This window comes from Pseudomonas sp. UBA6699 (assembly GCF_002454615.1).
Classification (GTDB): domain Bacteria; phylum Pseudomonadota; class Gammaproteobacteria; order Pseudomonadales; family Pseudomonadaceae; genus Aquipseudomonas; species Aquipseudomonas juntendi.
This window is the reverse complement of the sequence record NZ_DKJF01000074.1, coordinates 1-17866: the sequence shown is the minus strand read 5'-3', so window position 1 is coordinate 17866 and position 17866 is coordinate 1. Positions and strand designations below refer to the sequence as shown.

Below are 17866 nucleotides of genomic sequence, written 5' to 3'. Positions count from 1 at the left end.
CCCTGCGTGCATTGATTCCAGCGTAGCCGCCAAGGCCCGCCGTGCAGCGGGCCGTGGCGCAAACGGTCAGAGAATGTTGAATGGGATGGTGGTGACCACGCGGAACTCGTCCAGGCTGCCATCGGCCTGCGCCTTGCTGGCGCGGTGCGTGGTGTAGGTGGCGCGGATACTGGTGTCCTTCAACGGCCCGCTCTGCACCGCGTAGCTGGTGCCGATACCCCACTCGTAGTGGGTTTCGCCATCCAGGCCCCTCACGTCATAGGCGGTGCCACGGTAGTGGGTGCCATCGATGCCCCAGCCGCGGGCGTTGTACAGGTTGAACTTCAAGCCTGGCACGCCGTAGGGCGCCATGTTCAGCACGTAGGAAATCTGCAGGGATTTCTCGTTCGGGCCGTTGAAGTCCGAGAGCAACGAGTTGGCCAGGAAAATGCCGTTGGTTTCGTGCAGGTAGTCGAAGTATTCGTTGCCGTTGACCTGCTGCCACGAAGCACTGAGGGTGTGCGCCTGGTGGGTCAGGCCGAACGACAGGCTGTAGGTGTCGTTGTCGATCTTGCCCATTTTCTGGCTGCCGGCGTCGACTGTCTTGTAGTAGTTCAGGCCAGTGGTCAGGCTGAGCACCGCACTGTCGCCAAGCACGTGGTTGGCGCCGAAGTAGTACTGGTTCCAGAAGTCATCGACTTTGGTGGCGTACAGGCTGGTGCTCAGGCTCTTGAACGGCTGGTAGTTGATGCCGGCAGTGCTGGCACGGTCGGTTTCCACGCCAGTGGCGCTGTACTCGCTGCGGAACTTGCTGAGGCTTTGCTCGGTACGCGGCGAGACGCGGTCGAAGGTGCCCAGGTCGAAGTTGAGGTTGTCGAACTCGGCACTGTGCAGGAACACGCCCTGGAAGCTCGACGGCAGGGCACGGTTGCCGATGTAGGCGATCATGGGTGTGTCCACCGATTGCCGGCCCAGGGTGAGGGTGGTGTTGGACACGCGTGCCTTGATGTTGCCCAGGCCCAGCTTGCTCCACTGGCCGATGGGGTCGCCGTCGCTGTGGGTGAGGGTGCGGTTGTTGGGGCCGGCTACGGCCTGGCGGCTCTGCTGCAGCGCAATCGCATTGTAGCCGGCGGCCTCGACGGCGATGCCGACGGTACCCTCGGTAAAGCCGGAGCTGTAGTTGAGGATGGTGCCCTGCACCCAGTTCTCACGGCTGTGGGTGTCGTGGCGGGTGCCGTCGTTCTTGTAGTACTTCCACAGGGGGGCGCGCGCCGCGCGTTCGCGGGCGTACCAGTTACGGGTGCTGCCGGACAGGTTCTGCCCCTCGATAAAACCGCTGGCCTGGGCTTGCTCGCTGGTGCTCTTGAGGGTGATGGGAATGAACGCCTGGCTTTGCGGGTCAGCCTGGGCCACGGTGGTCACTGCACTGATGGATAAGGCCAGTGCGCTCAAGGTGAATAGTTTCAAGTTGAAGCTCCCTTTCTTTTCTAGTTATGGCCGGCCTTGTGGGCCGGGTGCTTGCTGCGGTGTTGCCAGGGTTGCCGCGGGGTTGCCGGGCTTGATCCGGACGCTGTGTTGCCTGTACCGGCGAAGCGGCCGGTGCAGGTTGGCCATCAGTCAACACTCACACCGGAGAAATCATTGCGCCCAAACGGGCTGACCTTGAATTGGGAAACCTTGACGCTGAGCGGCTGGTTGACGGTGGAATGGGCCACCGGGGTGATCGGCACCTGCTGCTTGAGGCGCTGCTGTGCCTGCTGGTACAGGGCGCTGCGTTGCACCGGGTCGCTCACGCGCTTGGCCTGCATGACCAGGCTGTCGTACTGCGGATCGCACCACTGCGAGTAGTTGTTGCTGCCAATGGCGGCGCAGCTGTAGAGGGTGCCCAGCCAGTTGTCGGGGTCGCCGTTGTCACCGGTCCAGCCGATCAGGGCGATGTCGTGCTCGCCGTTTTTCATGCGCTTTATGTATTCCCCCCACTCGTAGCTGACGATGCGCACCTTGAGGCCGAGTTTGTTCCAGTCGGCCTGCAGCATTTCGGCCATCAGCTTGGCGTTGGGGTTGTACGGGCGCTGCACCGGCATGGCCCACAAGGTGACCTCGGTACCTGGCGCTACGCCGGCCTGGCGCAGCAGTTGGCGGGCCTTTTCCGGGTTGTAAGGGGCATCCTTGAGGCTGTTGTCCTAGGACCATTGGGTCGGTGGCATGGCGTTGACTGCCAACTGGCCGGCGTCCTGGTACACCGCCTGGATGATGGCTTGCTTGTTCACCGCCATGTCCAGCGCCTGGCGTACTTCCAGGCGGTCGAACGGTGCATGGCGGGTGTTGTAGGCGATGTAGCCGAGGTTGAAGCCCGGCTGCTGCAGCACCTGCAGCTGGCTGTCGGCGCGAAGGGCCGGCAGGTCGGCCGGGCGCGGGTGCAGGGTGACCTGGCATTCGTTGCGGCGCAGTTTCTGGATGCGCACCGAGGGGTCTACGTTGATCGAAAACACCAGGTTGTCGAGCTTTACCTGCTCGGGGGCCCAGTAGGCCTTGTTGCCCTTGTAGCGGATCTGCGAGTCCTTCTGGTAGCGCTGGAACACGAACGGGCCGGTGCCGATCGGGTGCTGGTTGATGTCACTGGCACGCCCGCTGGCCAGCAGCTGCTCGGCGTACTCGGCAGAGAGGATCGAGGCGAAGCTCATGGCCAGGTTCTGAATGAATGCGGCATCCACCGCGTTCAGGGTGAACACCACGGTCAGAGGGTCGCGTTTCTCGACCCGGGCGATGTTCTTGTCCAGGCCCATGCTGATGAAATAGGGGAACTCGGTGGGGTAGGCCTGGCGGAACGGGTGGCCTTTGTCGAGCATGCGGTTGAAGGTGAACAACACGTCGTCGGCATTGAAGTCGCGGCTGGGCGTGAAGGCCTTGTTGCTGTGGAACCTGACCCCTTCACGCAGGTGGAAGGTGTAGTTCAAGCCGTCGTCGGACACCTCCCAGCGGGTAGCCAGGGCAGGGTGCACGGCGGTGCCGCCACGTTCGAACTCGACCAGGCGGTTGTAGATCGGTTCGGCGGCGTCGTTGTCGGTGGCGGTGGTGTACTGGGCGGTGTCGAAACCGGCAGGGCTGCCTTCGGAGCAGAACACCAGGCTGTTGGCGTACAGGTGGGGGGCCTGGCTGATCAGGCCCAGGGCCAGCAGGGCAGCAAGTCGGGTGGCGTGGCGCATGGCAAGTCCTTTTCCTCTGTTTGCACCGCCTACGGGTACGAATGGCGGCAACAGTGTGCCGACCCCGCAGCGGATAGCTGCAGGCCGACAGAAATCAGTGATTGGAGGGGAGGGCACCCACCGCCTGGCGGGTGCCGGGGCTACCCTATTTGTCCACGCTGACGCCGTAGAAGGCGTTCAGCGCGAACGGGCTGATCTTGAAGTCCTTCACCTTGACGCTCATCGGCTGGTAGACGGTGGAGTGGGCGATCGGGGTGATCGGCACCTGCTCCTTGAGGATGCGCTGTGCCTGCTGGTACAGCTCGGTGCGCTTGGCTTGGTCGGAGGTGGCCTTGGCCTGTTTGATCAGGCTGTCGTAGGGCTTGTAGCACCACTTGGAGAAGTTGTTGCCGTCAATGGCATCGCAGCCGTAGAGGGTGCCTAGCCAGTTGTCCGGGTCTCCGTTGTCGCCGCTCCAGCCAATCAGCATGGCGCCCTGTTCGCCGGCTTTGGAGCGCTTGATGTACTCGCCCCACTCATAGCTGACAATTTTTGCCTTGATGCCGATCTTGGCCCAGTCGGACTGCAGCATTTCGGCCATCAGCTTGGCATTGGGGTTGTACGGGCGTTGCACGGGCATGGCCCACAGGGTGATTTCGGTGCCTTCCTTGATGCCGGCTTCCTTGAGCAGTTGTTTGGCTTTTTCCGGGTCGAACGGTGCGTCCTTGATGCTGGTGTCATACGACCACTGCGTGGGCGGCATGGCGTTGACCGCCAACTGGCCGGCGCCCTGGTAGACCGACTCGATGATGCGCTTCTTGTCCACGGCCATGTCCAGCGCCTGGCGCACTTTCAGCTGGGCCATGGGGTTGGGCTGGTTGCTGCCCTTGATCTGGTCCATCACGTTATAGGCGATGTAACCCAGGTTGAAGCCGGCCTGCTGGGGCATCTGCAGGTTCTTGTCGGCCTTCAGCGGCTCGATATCGGCCGGGCGTGGGAAGAGGGTGACCTGGCATTCGTTCTTTTTCAGCTTCTGCATGCGTACCGAGGCGTCGGTGGTGATGGCGAAGATCAGGTTGTCGATCTTCACGTCCTCGGGCTTCCAGTAATCCTTGTTGCCCTTGAAGCGGATCTGCGCGTCCTTCTGGTACTTGCTGAACACGAACGGGCCGGTGCCGATCGGCTTCTGGTTGATGTCGGCGGCCTTGCCGTTCTTGAGCAACTGGTCGGCGTATTCGGCGGACTGGATCGAGGCGAAGCTCATGGCCAGGTTCTGGATGAACGCTGCATCGACCTCGTTGAGGGTGAACTTGACGGTGTGCTCGTCAAGCTTCTCCAGCTTGGCGATGTTCTTGTCCATGCCCATGTCGGTGAAGTACGGGAACTCGGTCGGGTAGGCCTTGCGGAAGGGGTGGTCCTTGTCGAGCATGCGGTTGAAGGTGAAGAGCACGTCGTCGGCGTTGAACGGGCGGGTCGGCTTGAAGTAGTCGGTGGTGTGGAACTTCACCCCCTCGCGCAGGTGGAAGGTGTAGGTCTTGCCATCGTCGGACACGTCCCAGCGGGTGGCCAGGCCGGGTATCACTGCAGTGCCGCCGCGTTCGAACTGCGTCAGGCGGTTGAAGACGGTTTCGGCCGAGGCGTCGAAGTCGGTGCCGGTAGTGTATTGCCCTGGATCGAAGCCGGCCGGGCTGCCTTCGGAGCAGAACACCAGGTTGGACGCGGCAAGTGCCGACGGAGCACCGGTGAGCAAGCCTGCACCGAGCAGGAACGGTATGACTGCGTGTTTGAGCATGGTGGCCTCATTTTTGTCATTTTTCGAGTGAGGTGGCCTCGTGAGCCGACCTGCGGATACTTATGCAGGGGATGTTCCCAATGCAACAGGTACAAGGATAGTTGGCGCCTGGAATGTGGCACGAACGTACATGGATGTCGCATCGCTATAACTTTCGGCGAAGTTAAACGTTTGCGTGGGCAAAATGATGGCTTTTTTCGAGGTGTTTCGAGGCGGGAATTTTGTAGGATGCACCTGAACGGTGCGTAAGAAAGGTCTGAAACGCTTTTTTCAGCCCCCCACACGGCCCCTGTAGGAGCGGCCTTGCGTCGCGATGGGCCGCGCGCAGCGGCCCCCTGTGCAGCACACTGCTACAACAGGGGAGCGCCCCCGCCCCGTCGCGACCCCAGGCCGCGCATATCGGCGCTAGTTGCTTAAGGCATCTGCACTTCAATCAACCCATCAGCATTCATGCTCACCTCGCTGGTACCGGCTTCGATGTCGGGCGCCGGCGCCGCTTCATCTGCGCTCATGGCCTTCATGGCCATGGGGGCGCTGCGCAGGTACGGCCGTGGGTAGCCGCTGCTGTTCAGGTTCAGGCTGACCACTTTGTAGCCTGTGCCGCCCAAGGCTTGCGTGGCCAGTTGTGCACGGGCCTTGAACGCATCCATGGCATCCTTGAGCAGCTCGTCTTCGCTGGACTTGCGCGTGGCCGGCGCGATGGAGAAGTCCATGCCACCCATTTTCAGCTCTTGCAGCAGGTCGGCGGTCAGTTGCGAGAGGGCCGGGAAATCGGCGCTTTCCAGGCGCAGCTCGGCGCGCTCACGCCAGCCGGTGATCTTCTGGCCTTTGCTGTCGTAAACGGGGTAGCTGTTGCGGCTGCCCTGGCTGATCTTCACATCCTTGACCTGGCGCGACTGCTGCACGGCCTTGTTCATGGTTTCTGTGATCTGCTTGGCGAGCTTGCCGGGGTCGCTGTTCTGCGCTTCGCTATACAAGGTCACGACCATCAGGTCGCGCGCCACTTCCTTGCTGACCTCGGCGCGCAGCGATACCTGGTTGTAGCGCGGTTCATCGGCCGCCAGTGCCGGCAGGCTGGCGAGCAGGCCGCAAGACATGATCAGGGCGGCGCCGTGACGTGGAATGTGCATGTGGTACTCCTTGGCAATAAAAGGCGTGGTCGCTGGTCATCCATGCCACGCATGGCCAATCAGACCGGCATCAGTGTAGTGGGTTCAACAGTGCCATCATGACAGTGTGACAAAGTGTGGCGCTTTGCCGCAGCGCTGCAGCAGGGGGCCCGGCTTCGGTATACTCCAGCCGATTTTCTGGAGCACTCATCAGGAGAGCTCATGCTCGCCGCCGTACAACCGTTGTCCGCTACCCGCCAGAACCTCTGGCGCCTGACCGTCATTCGTGTGCTGGTCCTGGCTGCCCAGGCCGGCTCGGTCGGTGTCGCCTACTGGACCGAACTGCTGCCCTTACCCTGGCTATCGCTGGCCGGTACCTTGGCCTTGTCGTCGCTGCTGTGTGCCTTCACCGCCCTGCGCCTGCGCTTGTCGGTGCCCGTCACCGAAATGGAATACGCCCTGCAGCTGGCCTGTGACCTGTTGATCCACAGTGCCTTGCTGTATTACTCCGGTGGCTCGACCAACCCGTTCGTGTCCTACTACCTGGTACCGTTGGCCATTGCCGCAGTGACCCTGCCGTGGCTGTATTCGCTGATCCTGTCCGGTATTGCCCTGACCGCCTACAGCTTGCTGCTGGTGCAGTTCTACCCGCTCGAAGGCCTGCCCATGGCGCGGGACAAGATGCAGGTGTACGGCATGTGGCTGAGTATTGCCCTGGCGGCGGCGGTGATCACCTTCTTCGCGGCACGCATGGCTGAAGAGCTGCGGCGCCAGGAGCAACTACGCTCCGAGCGGCGTGAAGAAAGCCTGCGCGACGAGCAGTTGCTGGCCGTAGCCACCCAGGCCGCCGGCGCCGCTCATGAGCTGGGCACGCCGCTGGCCACCATGAGTGTGCTGATCAATGAAATGCGCCAGGACCACACCGACCCGCTGTTGCAGGAAGACCTGCAAATCCTTCAGGACCAGGTGAAGCTGTGCAAGGAAACCCTGCAGCAACTGGTACGCGCCGCTGAAGCCAACCGCCGCCTGGCGGTGGTCGAGCAGGATGTCACCGCCTGGCTGGACGAAGCGCTGAACCGCTGGCACCTGATGCGCCCGGAAAGCAGCTACCGCTTCCAGCGCCTGCGTGACGGCCAGGTGCCGCGCCTGACCCCGCCACCGGACCTGACCCAGGCGCTGCTGAACCTGTTGAACAATGCGGCCGATGCCTGCCCCGATGACCTTGAAGTGCGCCTTGACTGGGACGCTCAGGATATCGTTATCAGCATCCGCGACCATGGCCCTGGCGTGCCGCCGGCCATTGCCGAAGCCATCGGCAAACCCTTCATTACCACCAAGGGCAAAGGTTTCGGCCTGGGCCTGTTCTTGAGCAAGGCCAGCGTGACCCGTGCGGGCGGTTCGGTAAAACTTTATAGTCATGAGCAGGGTGGCACCCTGACCGAACTGCGCCTGCCCTATGGCAAGCGAGGAGATGAATGATGAGCGAAGAAAACCAGGTCGAGAGCGAAGAGCTGCCGCACCTGCTGCTGGTGGATGACGATGCCACCTTCACCCGGGTCATGGCGCGCGCCATGAGCCGTCGCGGGTTCCGCGTGAGCATTGCCGGTTCCGCCGAAGAGGGCTTGATCCTGGCCCAGCAGGACCTGCCGGATTACGCCACGCTGGACCTGAAGATGGACGGCGACTCCGGCCTGGTGCTGCTGCCCAAGCTGCTGGAGCTGGACCCGGAAATGCGCGTGGTGATCCTGACCGGTTATTCGAGCATTGCCACAGCAGTGGAGGCGGTCAAGCGCGGCGCCTGCAACTACCTGTGCAAACCGGCTGATGCCGACGACGTGCTGGCGGCGTTGCTGTCGGAGCACACCGACCTGGACACGTTGGTGCCGGAAAACCCGATGTCGGTCGACCGCCTGCAGTGGGAGCATATCCAGCGTGTGCTGACCGAGCACGATGGCAATATCTCGGCCACCGCACGGGCGCTGGGCATGCACCGGCGGACCTTGCAGCGCAAACTGCAGAAGCGTCCGGTTCGGCGCTGATTCATATTGCCTGTACCGGCCTCATCGCTGGCAAGCTGGCGATAGGGCCGGTGTGGACAGAAATTTATCTGTAACACCCCGCGATCCCCGCAAATCCCGGCTGTTGGCGTATCATTGCCACCTGACGGCAACCCCTCCAGGATCGCTAGCGCATGCTCGCCCTTCTCATCCAGACGCTGAATATTACGGCACCGGTTTTCGCCATGCTGTTCATGGGCGTGCTGCTCAAACGCATTCGCCTGATCGACGATAACTTCAACCAGGTCGCTTCGCAGCTGGTGTTCAATGTGTGCATGCCGGCCCTGCTGTTCCTGGGCATCTACCACGCTGACCTGGCTACGGCGGTCCAGCCCGGGGTCATCCTGTACTTCATCGCAGCGACCCTGATCGGCTTCGCCCTTGCCTGGGGCATGGCTATCTGGCGCAGCCCCATGGCCGATCGCGGTATCTATGCCCAAGGCGCCTTTCGCGGCAACAACGGCGTCATTGGCCTGGCCTTGGCCGCCAGCCTGTACGGGGACTATGGTATTTCCCTGGGGGCGGTACTCGCCGGCGTGGTCATCCTCATGTACAACTCGCTGTCCGCGGTGGTGCTGGCGGTGTACAGCCCGGACCTCAAGTCCGACCCCTGGAGCATCTGCAAGAGCATTTTCAGCAACCCGCTGATCATCAGCGTATTGGTGGCCACCCCGATGGCCTACGGCCAGGTGCCGCTGCCCAACTGGCTGCTCACTTCAGGCGACTACCTGGCGCAGATGACCCTGCCACTGGCGCTGATCTGCATCGGCGGCACCCTGTCGCTGGCGGCACTGCGCGACAGTGGCCGCCTGGCCATCGATGCCAGCCTGGTGAAGATGGTGTGGTTACCGCTGCTCGGCACCCTGGGTGCCTGGCTGTGTGGTTTTCGCGGTGCCGAGCTGGGCATCCTGTTCCTGTACATCGGTAGCCCGACGGCGGCCGCCAGCTACGTGATGGCGCGCGCGGCCAACGGCAACCACCAATTGGCGGCGTCGATCATCGTGATCACCACGTTGATGGCAGCAATCACCACCAACATTGGTATTTTCATCTTGCAGTGGGGCGGATGGATCTAGATCCTTGACTGCAAACAACAGCAACAGCACTGCCTCACTGAGCTAAAGGACACTTCATGCAAGACCAGAGCACGCCCGAGCGGTTACAGCGCGGGCTGAAGAATCGCCACATCCAGCTGATTGCGCTGGGTGGGGCCATCGGTACCGGGCTGTTCCTGGGCATCGCCCAGACCATCCAGCTGGCTGGCCCATCGGTACTGCTGGGTTACGCCATCGCCGGCCTGATGGCCTTCCTGATCATGCGCCAGTTGGGTGAAATGGTGGTGGAAGAGCCGGTTGCCGGTAGCTTCAGCCATTTTGCCCACCAGTACTGGAGCGAGTTCGCCGGTTTCGTCTCGGGCTGGAACTACTGGGTGGTGTACGTGCTGGTCGGCATGGCCGAGCTCACGGCTGTGGGTATCTACGTGCAGTACTGGTGGCCGGAATTCCCGACCTGGGCCACTGCGGCGATCTTTTTCGTGGTGATCAACCTGATCAACCTTACCCAGGTAAAGGTCTATGGCGAAATGGAGTTCTGGTTCGCCTTGGTCAAGGTGGTGGCCATTGTCAGCATGATCGGCTTCGGTGCCTGGTTGCTGAGCAACGGGCAGGGCGGCGCCGATGCCAGCGTAGCCAACCTGTGGCAGTACGGCGGGTTCTTCCCCAATGGCGTCAGCGGCCTGGTGATGGCGTTGGCGGTGATCATGTTCTCGTTTGGCGGCCTGGAGCTGGTGGGCATTACCGCTGCCGAGGCCGACAACCCGCGCCAGAGCATCCCCAAGGCCACCAACCAGGTGGTGTACCGTATCCTCATTTTCTACATCGGCGCGCTGGCCGTGCTGCTGTCGTTGTACCCGTGGCAGAAGGTGGTGCAAGGCGGTAGCCCGTTCGTGATGATCTTCCACGAACTGGACAGCGACCTGGTGGCCACCATTCTCAACATTGTGGTGCTTACCGCGGCGCTGTCGGTGTACAACAGCTGCGTGTATGCCAACAGCCGCATGCTGTTCGGCCTGGCCAGCCAGGGCGATGCGCCGCGCCAGTTGCTGAAGGTCAGCCGCAGCGGCGTGCCCCTGACCGCACTGGGGGTATCGGCGTTCGCCACCGGCTTGTGCGTAGTGATCAATTACCTGATGCCGGGTGAGGCCTTTGGCTTGTTGATGGCCCTGGCGGTATCGGCGCTGGTGATCAACTGGGCGAGCATCAGCATCACCCACCTGAAGTTCCGCAAAGCCAAGCTGGCCGCGGGCATCACCCCGTTCTACAAGAGCCTGGGGCACCCGCTGACCAACTACCTGTGCCTGGCATTCATCGTGTTGATCCTGGTGGTGATGTACCTGACCCCGCCGATTCGCATTTCAGTGATGCTGATACCGGCATGGATTGCCGCGCTGTGGGTGGCCTTCAAGCTGAAGAAGGCTCGCCAGGGGAAGTACTGAGTCGGGCTCATGCCCCTCAATGCTGCCGCCGCCAGGCACGCACGGTGGTGTACAGCAGCACCAGGGCCAGTACCGGCAGCACGTAGAACAGCATCAGCCGCTCAAGGCGGCCGGCCAGCGGCAGCCCCATGGTGAAGGCCGCGACGTGCAGGCCATAAGCCAGGTACAGGCACAGGAAGACCAGCCCTTCGGCGCGGGTAATGCGGTAGCCGGAATAGAACACCGGCATACTCAGTACGGCAACGCCGAGCATCACGGGCAGGTCGAACGACAGCGCATTGGGTGAAATCGACAGCGGCTGTGGGGTCACCAGTGCGGTCAGGCCCAGCACCGCCAGCACGTTGAACAGGTTGCTGCCAATGACCGTGCCCACGGCGATCTCCCGCTCGCCCCGCAGGGCCGCAATCAAGGCAGCGGCCAATTCCGGCAGGGAGGTGCACACAGCGACCACGGTCAGCCCGATGACGCGCTCGGACAGGCCCAGGTCGGTGGCCACCTCGACGGCGGCTTCAAGCAGCAAGTGGCCTGCCAGGGTCAACAGGCCCAGGCCGAACAGCACCTGCAGCACGGTGGCTGGCCAGAAGCGCCCGGCGCTGGCCTGGGCGGCATCGGGGGCAGGGTAGGTGCGTGCGTAATGGCGCGACTGGTGCCAGAGCATGGCCAGGTAGCCCGCCAGGCCCAGCAACAGCAACCCACCTTCGAACCGGCCCAGCTGGCCGTTGGCGCACAGTGCGTAGACCAGGCCGCTGGCGAGGATCATCAGCGGTATGTCCAGGCGTACCAACTGGCGCGAAACCCGCAGCGGAATGATCAATGCGGCCAGGCCGAGCACTACCAGCACATTGAAGATATTGCTGCCGACCACGCTGCCGACCGCTACATCCGGCGCGCCCTGGTAGGCCGCCTGCAGGCTGACGGTCAACTGTGGTGCGGTGCTGCCGAAGGCGACCAGGCTCAGGCCGATGATCAGCGGGCGCACGTGCAGGCGCTGCGCCAGGCGCAGGGCGGCGCGCACCAGCAGTTCGGCGCCGCCTACCAGCAACAGCAGGGCTGTGCCCAGTTGCAGCAGGCTGAAGGTGGGAAGGGTGGCCAAGTCGAAAATGGTCGAACTCCTGTCGCGTCAGTCGCTAAGCCCTTGTACCCGCACCCGCGCTGTGCCGCTACGCAGCATGCCGATTTTTTCGGCGGCGGCGCGTGACAGGTCGATCAGCCGGGCGCGGGTATGCGGGCCACGGTCGTTGATGCGTACCACCACACTGCGCTGGTTGGCCATGTTGGTCACCAGAACGCGGCTGCCAAACGGCAGGCTGCGGTGGGCGGCGGTAAGGCCGTGCTGGTTGAACGGTTCGCCGCTGGCGGTGCGTTTGCCGTGGTGGCGCGAGCCGTAATAGGAAGCGGTGCCGGTCTGGTCGTAACCGCGTGGGTCGATGTCATGGCTGGCGCAGCCGGCCAGGAACGAAAACAGGGCGAGGGTGCCGAGGGATCGTTTTAGCAAGTCAGGTGCTCTCCTAGTGCGACGCTCCCACAGGTCGGCGCTGTACCTGTGGGAGCGGGCATGCCCGCGAACGAGGGCGAAGCCCTCGCAGGACTACAGGGATAAGACAATCACCCTTCGAGCTTGGCCTTGAGCATTTGGTTCACCTGCCCCGGGTTGGCCTTGCCTTTGGAGGCTTTCATGGCCTGGCCGACGAAGAAGCCGAACATCTTGCCACGCTTGGCTTCATCAGCCGAGCGGTACTGTTCCACCTGCTCGGCATTGGCGGCCAGCATTTCGTCGAGCATCTTCTCGATTGCGCCGGTGTCGGTGACCTGCTTCAGGCCTTTGCTTTCGATGATGCTGTCGGCATCGCCTTCACCGCCAGCCATGGCTTCGAACACGGTCTTGGCGATCTTGCCGCTGATGGTGTTATCGCGGATGCGCAGCAGCATGCCACCCAGTTGCGCAGCGCTGACCGGTGCCTGGTCGATCTCCACGCCCAACTTGTTCAGCAGGCTCCCCAGTTCGACCATGACCCAGTTGGCGGCCAGCTTGGCGTCACCGCCAATTTTCACCACTTCTTCGAAGTAGTCGGCCTGTTCGCGGCTGGAGGCCAGCACGTTGGCATCGTAGGCCGACAGGCCGTACTGGTGCTGGAAGCGCTCGACCTTCTGCGGCGGCAGCTCGGGCAGGGCAGCGCGGATGCTGTCGAGGTAGCTGTCTTCGATCACGACCGGCAGCAGGTCCGGGTCGGGGAAGTAACGGTAGTCGTTGGCTTCCTCTTTGCTGCGCATGGAACGGGTTTCATCTTTGTTCGGGTCGTACAGGCGGGTTTCCTGCACCACCTTGCCGCCATCCTCGATCAGGTCGATCTGGCGCTGGATCTCGCTGTTGATGGCACGCTCGATGAAGCGGAACGAGTTGACGTTCTTGATCTCGCAGCGGGTACCGAATTCAGCCTGGCCTTTCGGGCGGATCGACACGTTGCAGTCGCAACGCAGCGAGCCCTCGGCCATGTTGCCGTCGCAGATGCCCAGGTAGCGCACCAGTGCGTGGATCGCCTTGACGTACGCCACGGCCTCCTTGGCGCTGCGCATGTCAGGCTCGGACACGATCTCCAGCAGCGGTGTGCCGGCGCGGTTCAGGTCAATGCCGGTAGAGCCGCTGAAGTCTTCGTGCAGGCTTTTGCCTGCGTCTTCTTCCAGGTGCGCGCGGGTGACCCCGATGCGCTTGATGGTGCCGTCTTCCAGGGCGATGTCCAGGTGGCCCTTGCCGACGATCGGCAGGTCCATCTGGCTGATCTGGTAGCCCTTGGGCAGGTCCGGGTAGAAGTAGTTCTTGCGCGCGAACACGTTGCGCTTGCCGATCTCGGCATCGATGGCCAGGCCGAACATGCAGGCCATGCGCACGGCTTCCTGGTTCAGCACCGGCAAAACGCCCGGCATGCCCAGGTCAACCAGGCTGGCCTGGGTATTCGGCTCGGAGCCGAAGGTGGTAGCGCTGCCGGAGAAGATCTTCGACTGGGTGGCGAGCTGAGTGTGGATTTCCAGCCCGATCACAACTTCCCATTGCATGTGTGAACTCCTCAGAAGCCGTTGGGGGCACGGGTGTGCCAGTCGGTCACTTGCTGGTAGCGGTGCGCGACGTTGAGCAACCGGCCTTCCTGGAAGTACGGCGCCAGCAGCTGTACGCCGACCGGCAGGCCGTCGACGAAGCCCGCGGGCATCGACAGGCCCGGCAGGCCTGCCAGGTTGGCGGTGATGGTGTAGATGTCTTCGAGGTAGGCGGCGACCGGGTCGCTGCTCTTGGCGCCCAGCTTCCAGGCCGGGTTCGGCGTGGTCGGGCCAAGGATCAGGTCAACCTCGTTGAAGGCGGCCATGAAGTCGTTCTTGATCAGGCGGCGGATCTGTTGCGCCTTCACGTAGTACGCGTCGTAGTAGCCGGCCGACAGGGCGTAGGTGCCGACCATGATGCGGCGCTGGACTTCAACGCCGAAACCTTCGCCACGCGAACGCTTGTAGAGGTCGGTCAGGTCCTTGGGCGCCTCGCAGCGGTAGCCGAAGCGCACACCGTCGAAACGCGACAGGTTGGACGAGGCCTCGGCAGGTGCGATCACGTAGTACGCGGCAATGGCGTGCTGCATGTTCGGCAGGCTGATTTCCTTGACCACGGCACCGAGCTTTTCCAGCTCCTTGACGCTGGCCTGCACCAGGTCGGCAATGCGTGGGTCCAGGCCTGCACCGAAGTACTCCTTGGGCAGGCCGATGCGCAGGCCCTGCAAGGAGGCGCCGAGGTTGGCGCTGTAGTCCGGCACCGGCTCTTCGATGCTGGTGGAGTCCTTGGCGTCGAAGCCGGCCATGCCTTGCAGCAGCAAGGCGCAGTCTTCGGCGGTGCGCGCCAGTGGGCCACCCTGGTCGAGGCTGGAAGCGTAGGCGATCATGCCCCAGCGCGAAACACGACCGTACGTCGGTTTCAGACCGGTGAGGTTGGTCAGCGCCGCCGGCTGGCGGATCGACCCGCCGGTGTCGGTGCCGGTGGTGGCTGGCAGCAGGCGCGCCGCCACGGCCGCGGCAGAACCGCCGGACGAGCCGCCTGGCACGTGTTCCAGGTTCCATGGGTTCTTCACCGCGCCGTAGTGGCTGGATTCGTTGGCCGAACCCATGGCGAACTCGTCCATGTTGGTCTTGCCCAGGGTGACCATGCCGGCTTCGGCCAGCTTGGCGACCACGGTGGCGTCATACGGCGCCTTGAAGTTGTCGAGCATCTTCGAGCCGCAGCTGGTGCGCACGCCGTTGGTGCAGAACAGGTCCTTGTGGGCGATGGGCGCACCCAACAGCGCGCCGGTCTCGCCAGCGGCGCGACGGGCGTCGGCGGCACGCGCCTGGCCCAGGGCCAGCTCGTCGGTGACGCTGATGAAGCTGTTGAGCTGTGGGTCGAGCTGCTTGATGCGCGCCAGCAGCGTGCCGGTCAGCTCTTCGGAAGAAAACGACTTGTCGGCGAGTCCGCGGGCGATCTCGGCCAGGGTCAATTGGTGCATGGCAGGCTCTATCCCTTACTCGATGACTTTGGGAACCAGGTACAGACCGCTTTCGGTCGATGGCGCGATGGCCTGGTAGGCGTCGCGCTGGTTGCTTTCGGTGACCTGGTCGGGACGCAGGCGCTGGCTGGCCTCCAGCGGGTGAGCCAGAGGCTCGATGCCAGTGGTGTCGACAGCTTGCATCTGGTCGACCAGCCCAAGAATGCTGTTGAGGGCGTCGGTAATGCGTGGCAGTTCGCCATCATTCAGGCCCAGGCGGGCCAGATGGGCGATCTTTTCCACGTCGCAGCGTTCAAGCGCCATGGGGATCTCCAAGGGAAACAAAGAACGGAATTTAGGTCCGCAGTGAGGAACATGTCAGCTTTTTGGCGGTCTAACAGCCGCGAATTTCTGCTGGCGTGCTCGGAAAAACAGCCAATTTAACATATTGGCTCCTTGCCCAAAATCCCTGCCATTGTTAGAGTTTGCCGCACTTTTTTACCCACGCTTTCCCCAGGGTCACTTTCCCATGTTCAAGAAACTGCGTGGCATGTTTTCCAGCGATCTTTCCATCGACCTGGGTACTGCCAACACCCTTATTTACGTGCGTGAGCGCGGTATCGTCCTGAATGAGCCCTCGGTTGTTGCCATCCGTACCCATGGCAACCAGAAAAGCGTCGTCGCCGTCGGTACCGAAGCCAAACGCATGCTGGGCCGTACGCCTGGCAACATTGCAGCCATTCGTCCGATGAAGGACGGCGTGATCGCCGACTTCAGCGTTTGCGAAAAAATGTTGCAATATTTCATCAACAAGGTTCACGAGAACAGCTTCCTGCAGCCAAGCCCGCGCGTGCTGATCTGCGTACCGTGCAAATCGACCCAGGTAGAGCGCCGCGCCATTCGCGAGTCGGCCCTGGGTGCCGGTGCCCGTGAAGTGTTCCTGATCGAAGAGCCAATGGCTGCCGCCATCGGCGCCGGCCTGCCGGTAGAAGAGGCCCGCGGTTCGATGGTCGTCGATATCGGTGGCGGCACCACCGAAATCGCCCTGATCTCGCTCAACGGTGTGGTCTACGCCGAGTCCGTGCGTGTTGGCGGTGACCGCTTCGACGAAGCCATCGTGACCTACGTGCGCCGCAACTACGGCAGCCTGATCGGCGAGTCCACCGCCGAGCGCATCAAGCAGGAAATCGGCACTGCCTACCCGGGCGGCGAAGTGCGCGAAGTCGACGTGCGTGGCCGTAACCTGGCCGAAGGCGTGCCGCGTGCCTTCACCCTGAACTCCAACGAAGTGCTCGAAGCGCTGCAGGAGTCGCTGGCGACCATCGTTCAGGCAGTGAAGAGCGCCCTCGAGCAATCGCCGCCCGAGCTGGCCTCCGACATCGCCGAGCGTGGCCTGGTGTTGACCGGTGGTGGTGCGCTGCTGCGTGACCTCGACAAGCTGCTGGCCCAGGAAACCGGCCTGCCGGTGATAGTCGCCGAAGACCCGCTGACCTGTGTCGCCCGTGGCGGTGGTCGCGCCCTGGAGATGATGGACAAGCACGCGATGGACCTGCTCTCCAGCGAGTGATCCTGCTCGCGGTTCATGAGCGCCCGGTTTACAGGTAGTACGCACAGTGCTACCTGTATGTGCTGGGCTGGCGCCCACACGGGCGCCGTATCCGTCAACCCGCAACCAGGCTGGTGCGTTGTCCCATGTCCAATGACCTCCTGAGTCGTCCACGAGGAACGGCCCATTAAACCGCTTTTCTCCAAGGGCCCTTCGCTGGGCGTTCGCCTGCTCGTTCTGGTGGTGCTGTCAGTCGCGTTGATGGTTGTCGACGCGCGCTTCGACGTGCTCAAACCGGTGCGCAGCCAGATGGGCCTGGTGCTGATGGAGTCGTACTGGATCACCGACTTGCCGCAGCGTGCCTGGCAGGGCGTGGCGGGCCAGTTCGGTAGCCGCACCGAACTGATTGCCGAAAACGAGAAGCTCAAGACCGAGGCCCTGCTGCTGCAGGGGCGCCTGCAGAAGCTGGCGGCCCTGACCGAGCAGAACGTGCGCCTGCGCGAATTGCTCAACTCCTCGGCGCTGGTCAACGAAAAGGTCGAAGTGGCCGAGCTGATCGGGGTCGACCCCAACCCCTTCACGCACCGTATCCTGATCAACAAGGGCGAGCGTGACGGCGTGTTCCTTGGCCAGCCGGTGCTCGATGCCCGCGGCCTGATGGGGCAGGTGGTCGAGTTGATGCCCTATACCTCGCGGGTGCTGCTGCTGACCGACACCACCCACAGCATTCCGGTGCAGGTCAACCGCAATGGCTTGCGCGCGATCGCCAGCGGTACCGGTAACCCCGAGCGCCTGGAATTGCGCCATGTGGCCGATACCGCCGACATCAAGGAAGGCGACCTGCTGGTCAGTTCCGGCATGGGCCAGCGCTTCCCGGCCGGCTACCCGGTGGCCACCGTCAATGAAGTGATCCACGACTCCGGGCAGCCGTTCGCTATCGTGCGTGCCATCCCCACCGCCGCGCTCAACCGCAGCCGCTACATGCTGCTGGTGTTCAGTGACCGGCGCACCCCAGAGCAGCGTGCCACCGATGCTGCCATGGCCCAGGAAGAAGCCGACCGCAAGGGCACCGCGCCCGCCGGCCAGCCAGCCACAACCGGCGAGCAGGCCGCACCGGCCACGGGTACCCCTGCAGCTCGGTGGTCGCCGTATCATTAAAAAAAAAAGGGCGCGCTGGCTCATGCCTGTAATCCCAGCACTTTGGGAGGCTG

At 63.0% G+C, this 17866-nt stretch carries 13 protein-coding genes and 2 pseudogenes; 6 read left to right on the top strand and 9 right to left on the bottom strand.

Annotated features, from left to right (window positions below; all coding sequences use genetic code 11):
* Positions 1 to 66: 66 nt before the first annotated feature.
* From B3361_RS13695 to B3361_RS13680, 4 genes and pseudogenes are all read right to left on the bottom strand, one after another.
* The gene (locus B3361_RS13695; protein ID WP_029885060.1) at positions 67 to 1446 is read right to left on the bottom strand and encodes an OprD family porin; all 1380 of its coding nucleotides are present in this window, start codon (positions 1444 to 1446) and stop codon (positions 67 to 69) included.
* Positions 1447 to 1592: 146 nt separating this feature from the next.
* A pseudogene (locus B3361_RS13690) lies at positions 1593 to 3185 on the bottom strand (ABC transporter substrate-binding protein).
* Positions 3186 to 3330: 145 nt separating this feature from the next.
* Complete coding sequence (locus B3361_RS13685; protein WP_009685156.1) at positions 3331 to 4956, bottom strand: ABC transporter substrate-binding protein; 1626 nt, start codon at positions 4954 to 4956, stop codon at positions 3331 to 3333.
* Positions 4957 to 5369: 413 nt separating this feature from the next.
* Complete coding sequence (locus tag B3361_RS13680; RefSeq protein WP_054905733.1) at positions 5370 to 6086, bottom strand: SIMPL domain-containing protein; 717 nt, start codon at positions 6084 to 6086, stop codon at positions 5370 to 5372.
* 201 nt (positions 6087 to 6287) lie between these two features.
* Here B3361_RS13680 and B3361_RS13675 point away from each other — a divergent pair, with 201 nt between their 5' ends.
* From B3361_RS13675 to B3361_RS13660, 4 genes are all read left to right on the top strand, one after another.
* The gene (locus tag B3361_RS13675) at positions 6288 to 7544 is read left to right on the top strand and encodes an ATP-binding protein (protein ID WP_009685158.1); all 1257 of its coding nucleotides are present in this window, start codon (positions 6288 to 6290) and stop codon (positions 7542 to 7544) included.
* Entirely contained in the window at positions 7544 to 8104 is a 561-nt protein-coding gene (locus tag B3361_RS13670; RefSeq protein ID WP_029885058.1) for a response regulator transcription factor, read from the top strand. The genes B3361_RS13675 and B3361_RS13670 overlap by 1 nt, the downstream gene beginning before the upstream one ends.
* A gap of 152 nt (positions 8105 to 8256) precedes the next feature.
* Positions 8257 to 9198 (top strand): AEC family transporter, encoded by a 942-nt coding sequence (locus tag B3361_RS13665; protein WP_029885057.1) that lies wholly within the window; start codon positions 8257 to 8259, stop codon positions 9196 to 9198.
* Between the two features lie 56 nt (positions 9199 to 9254).
* Positions 9255 to 10616, top strand: a complete 1362-nt coding sequence (locus B3361_RS13660) for an amino acid permease (protein ID WP_286920248.1) — start codon at positions 9255 to 9257, stop codon at positions 10614 to 10616.
* Between the two features lie 16 nt (positions 10617 to 10632).
* Here the strand turns inward: B3361_RS13660 and B3361_RS13655 are convergent, their stop codons facing one another.
* From B3361_RS13655 to gatC, 5 genes are all read right to left on the bottom strand, one after another.
* On the bottom strand, positions 10633 to 11676 hold the full coding sequence (locus B3361_RS13655) for a calcium/sodium antiporter (protein WP_054905741.1): 1044 nt from the start codon (positions 11674 to 11676) through the stop codon (positions 10633 to 10635).
* Positions 11677 to 11736: 60 nt separating this feature from the next.
* Entirely contained in the window at positions 11737 to 12111 is a 375-nt protein-coding gene (locus tag B3361_RS13650; protein WP_054905735.1) for a septal ring lytic transglycosylase RlpA family protein, read from the bottom strand.
* 110 nt (positions 12112 to 12221) lie between these two features.
* Positions 12222 to 13667 (bottom strand): Asp-tRNA(Asn)/Glu-tRNA(Gln) amidotransferase subunit GatB, encoded by a 1446-nt coding sequence (gene gatB / locus B3361_RS13645; RefSeq protein ID WP_286920247.1) that lies wholly within the window; start codon positions 13665 to 13667, stop codon positions 12222 to 12224.
* Between the two features lie 11 nt (positions 13668 to 13678).
* Positions 13679 to 15130, bottom strand: coding sequence for an Asp-tRNA(Asn)/Glu-tRNA(Gln) amidotransferase subunit GatA (gatA, locus tag B3361_RS13640; protein ID WP_029885531.1), 1452 nt, complete (start codon positions 15128 to 15130; stop codon positions 13679 to 13681).
* Between the two features lie 15 nt (positions 15131 to 15145).
* Entirely contained in the window at positions 15146 to 15433 is a 288-nt protein-coding gene (gatC, locus tag B3361_RS13635) for an Asp-tRNA(Asn)/Glu-tRNA(Gln) amidotransferase subunit GatC (RefSeq protein ID WP_003255165.1), read from the bottom strand.
* Positions 15434 to 15638: 205 nt separating this feature from the next.
* On the opposite strand from gatC, the gene mreB reads away from it, so the two are divergent.
* Positions 15639 to 16676 carry a rod shape-determining protein MreB gene (mreB, locus tag B3361_RS13630; protein ID WP_003255163.1) on the top strand — a complete coding sequence of 346 codons (1038 nt, stop codon included), beginning with the start codon at positions 15639 to 15641 and terminating at the stop codon, positions 16674 to 16676.
* A 165-nt stretch (positions 16677 to 16841) separates the two neighbouring features.
* A pseudogene (gene mreC / locus B3361_RS13625) lies at positions 16842 to 17795 on the top strand (rod shape-determining protein MreC); the annotation flags it as partial.
* Positions 17796 to 17866 lie beyond the last annotated feature (71 nt).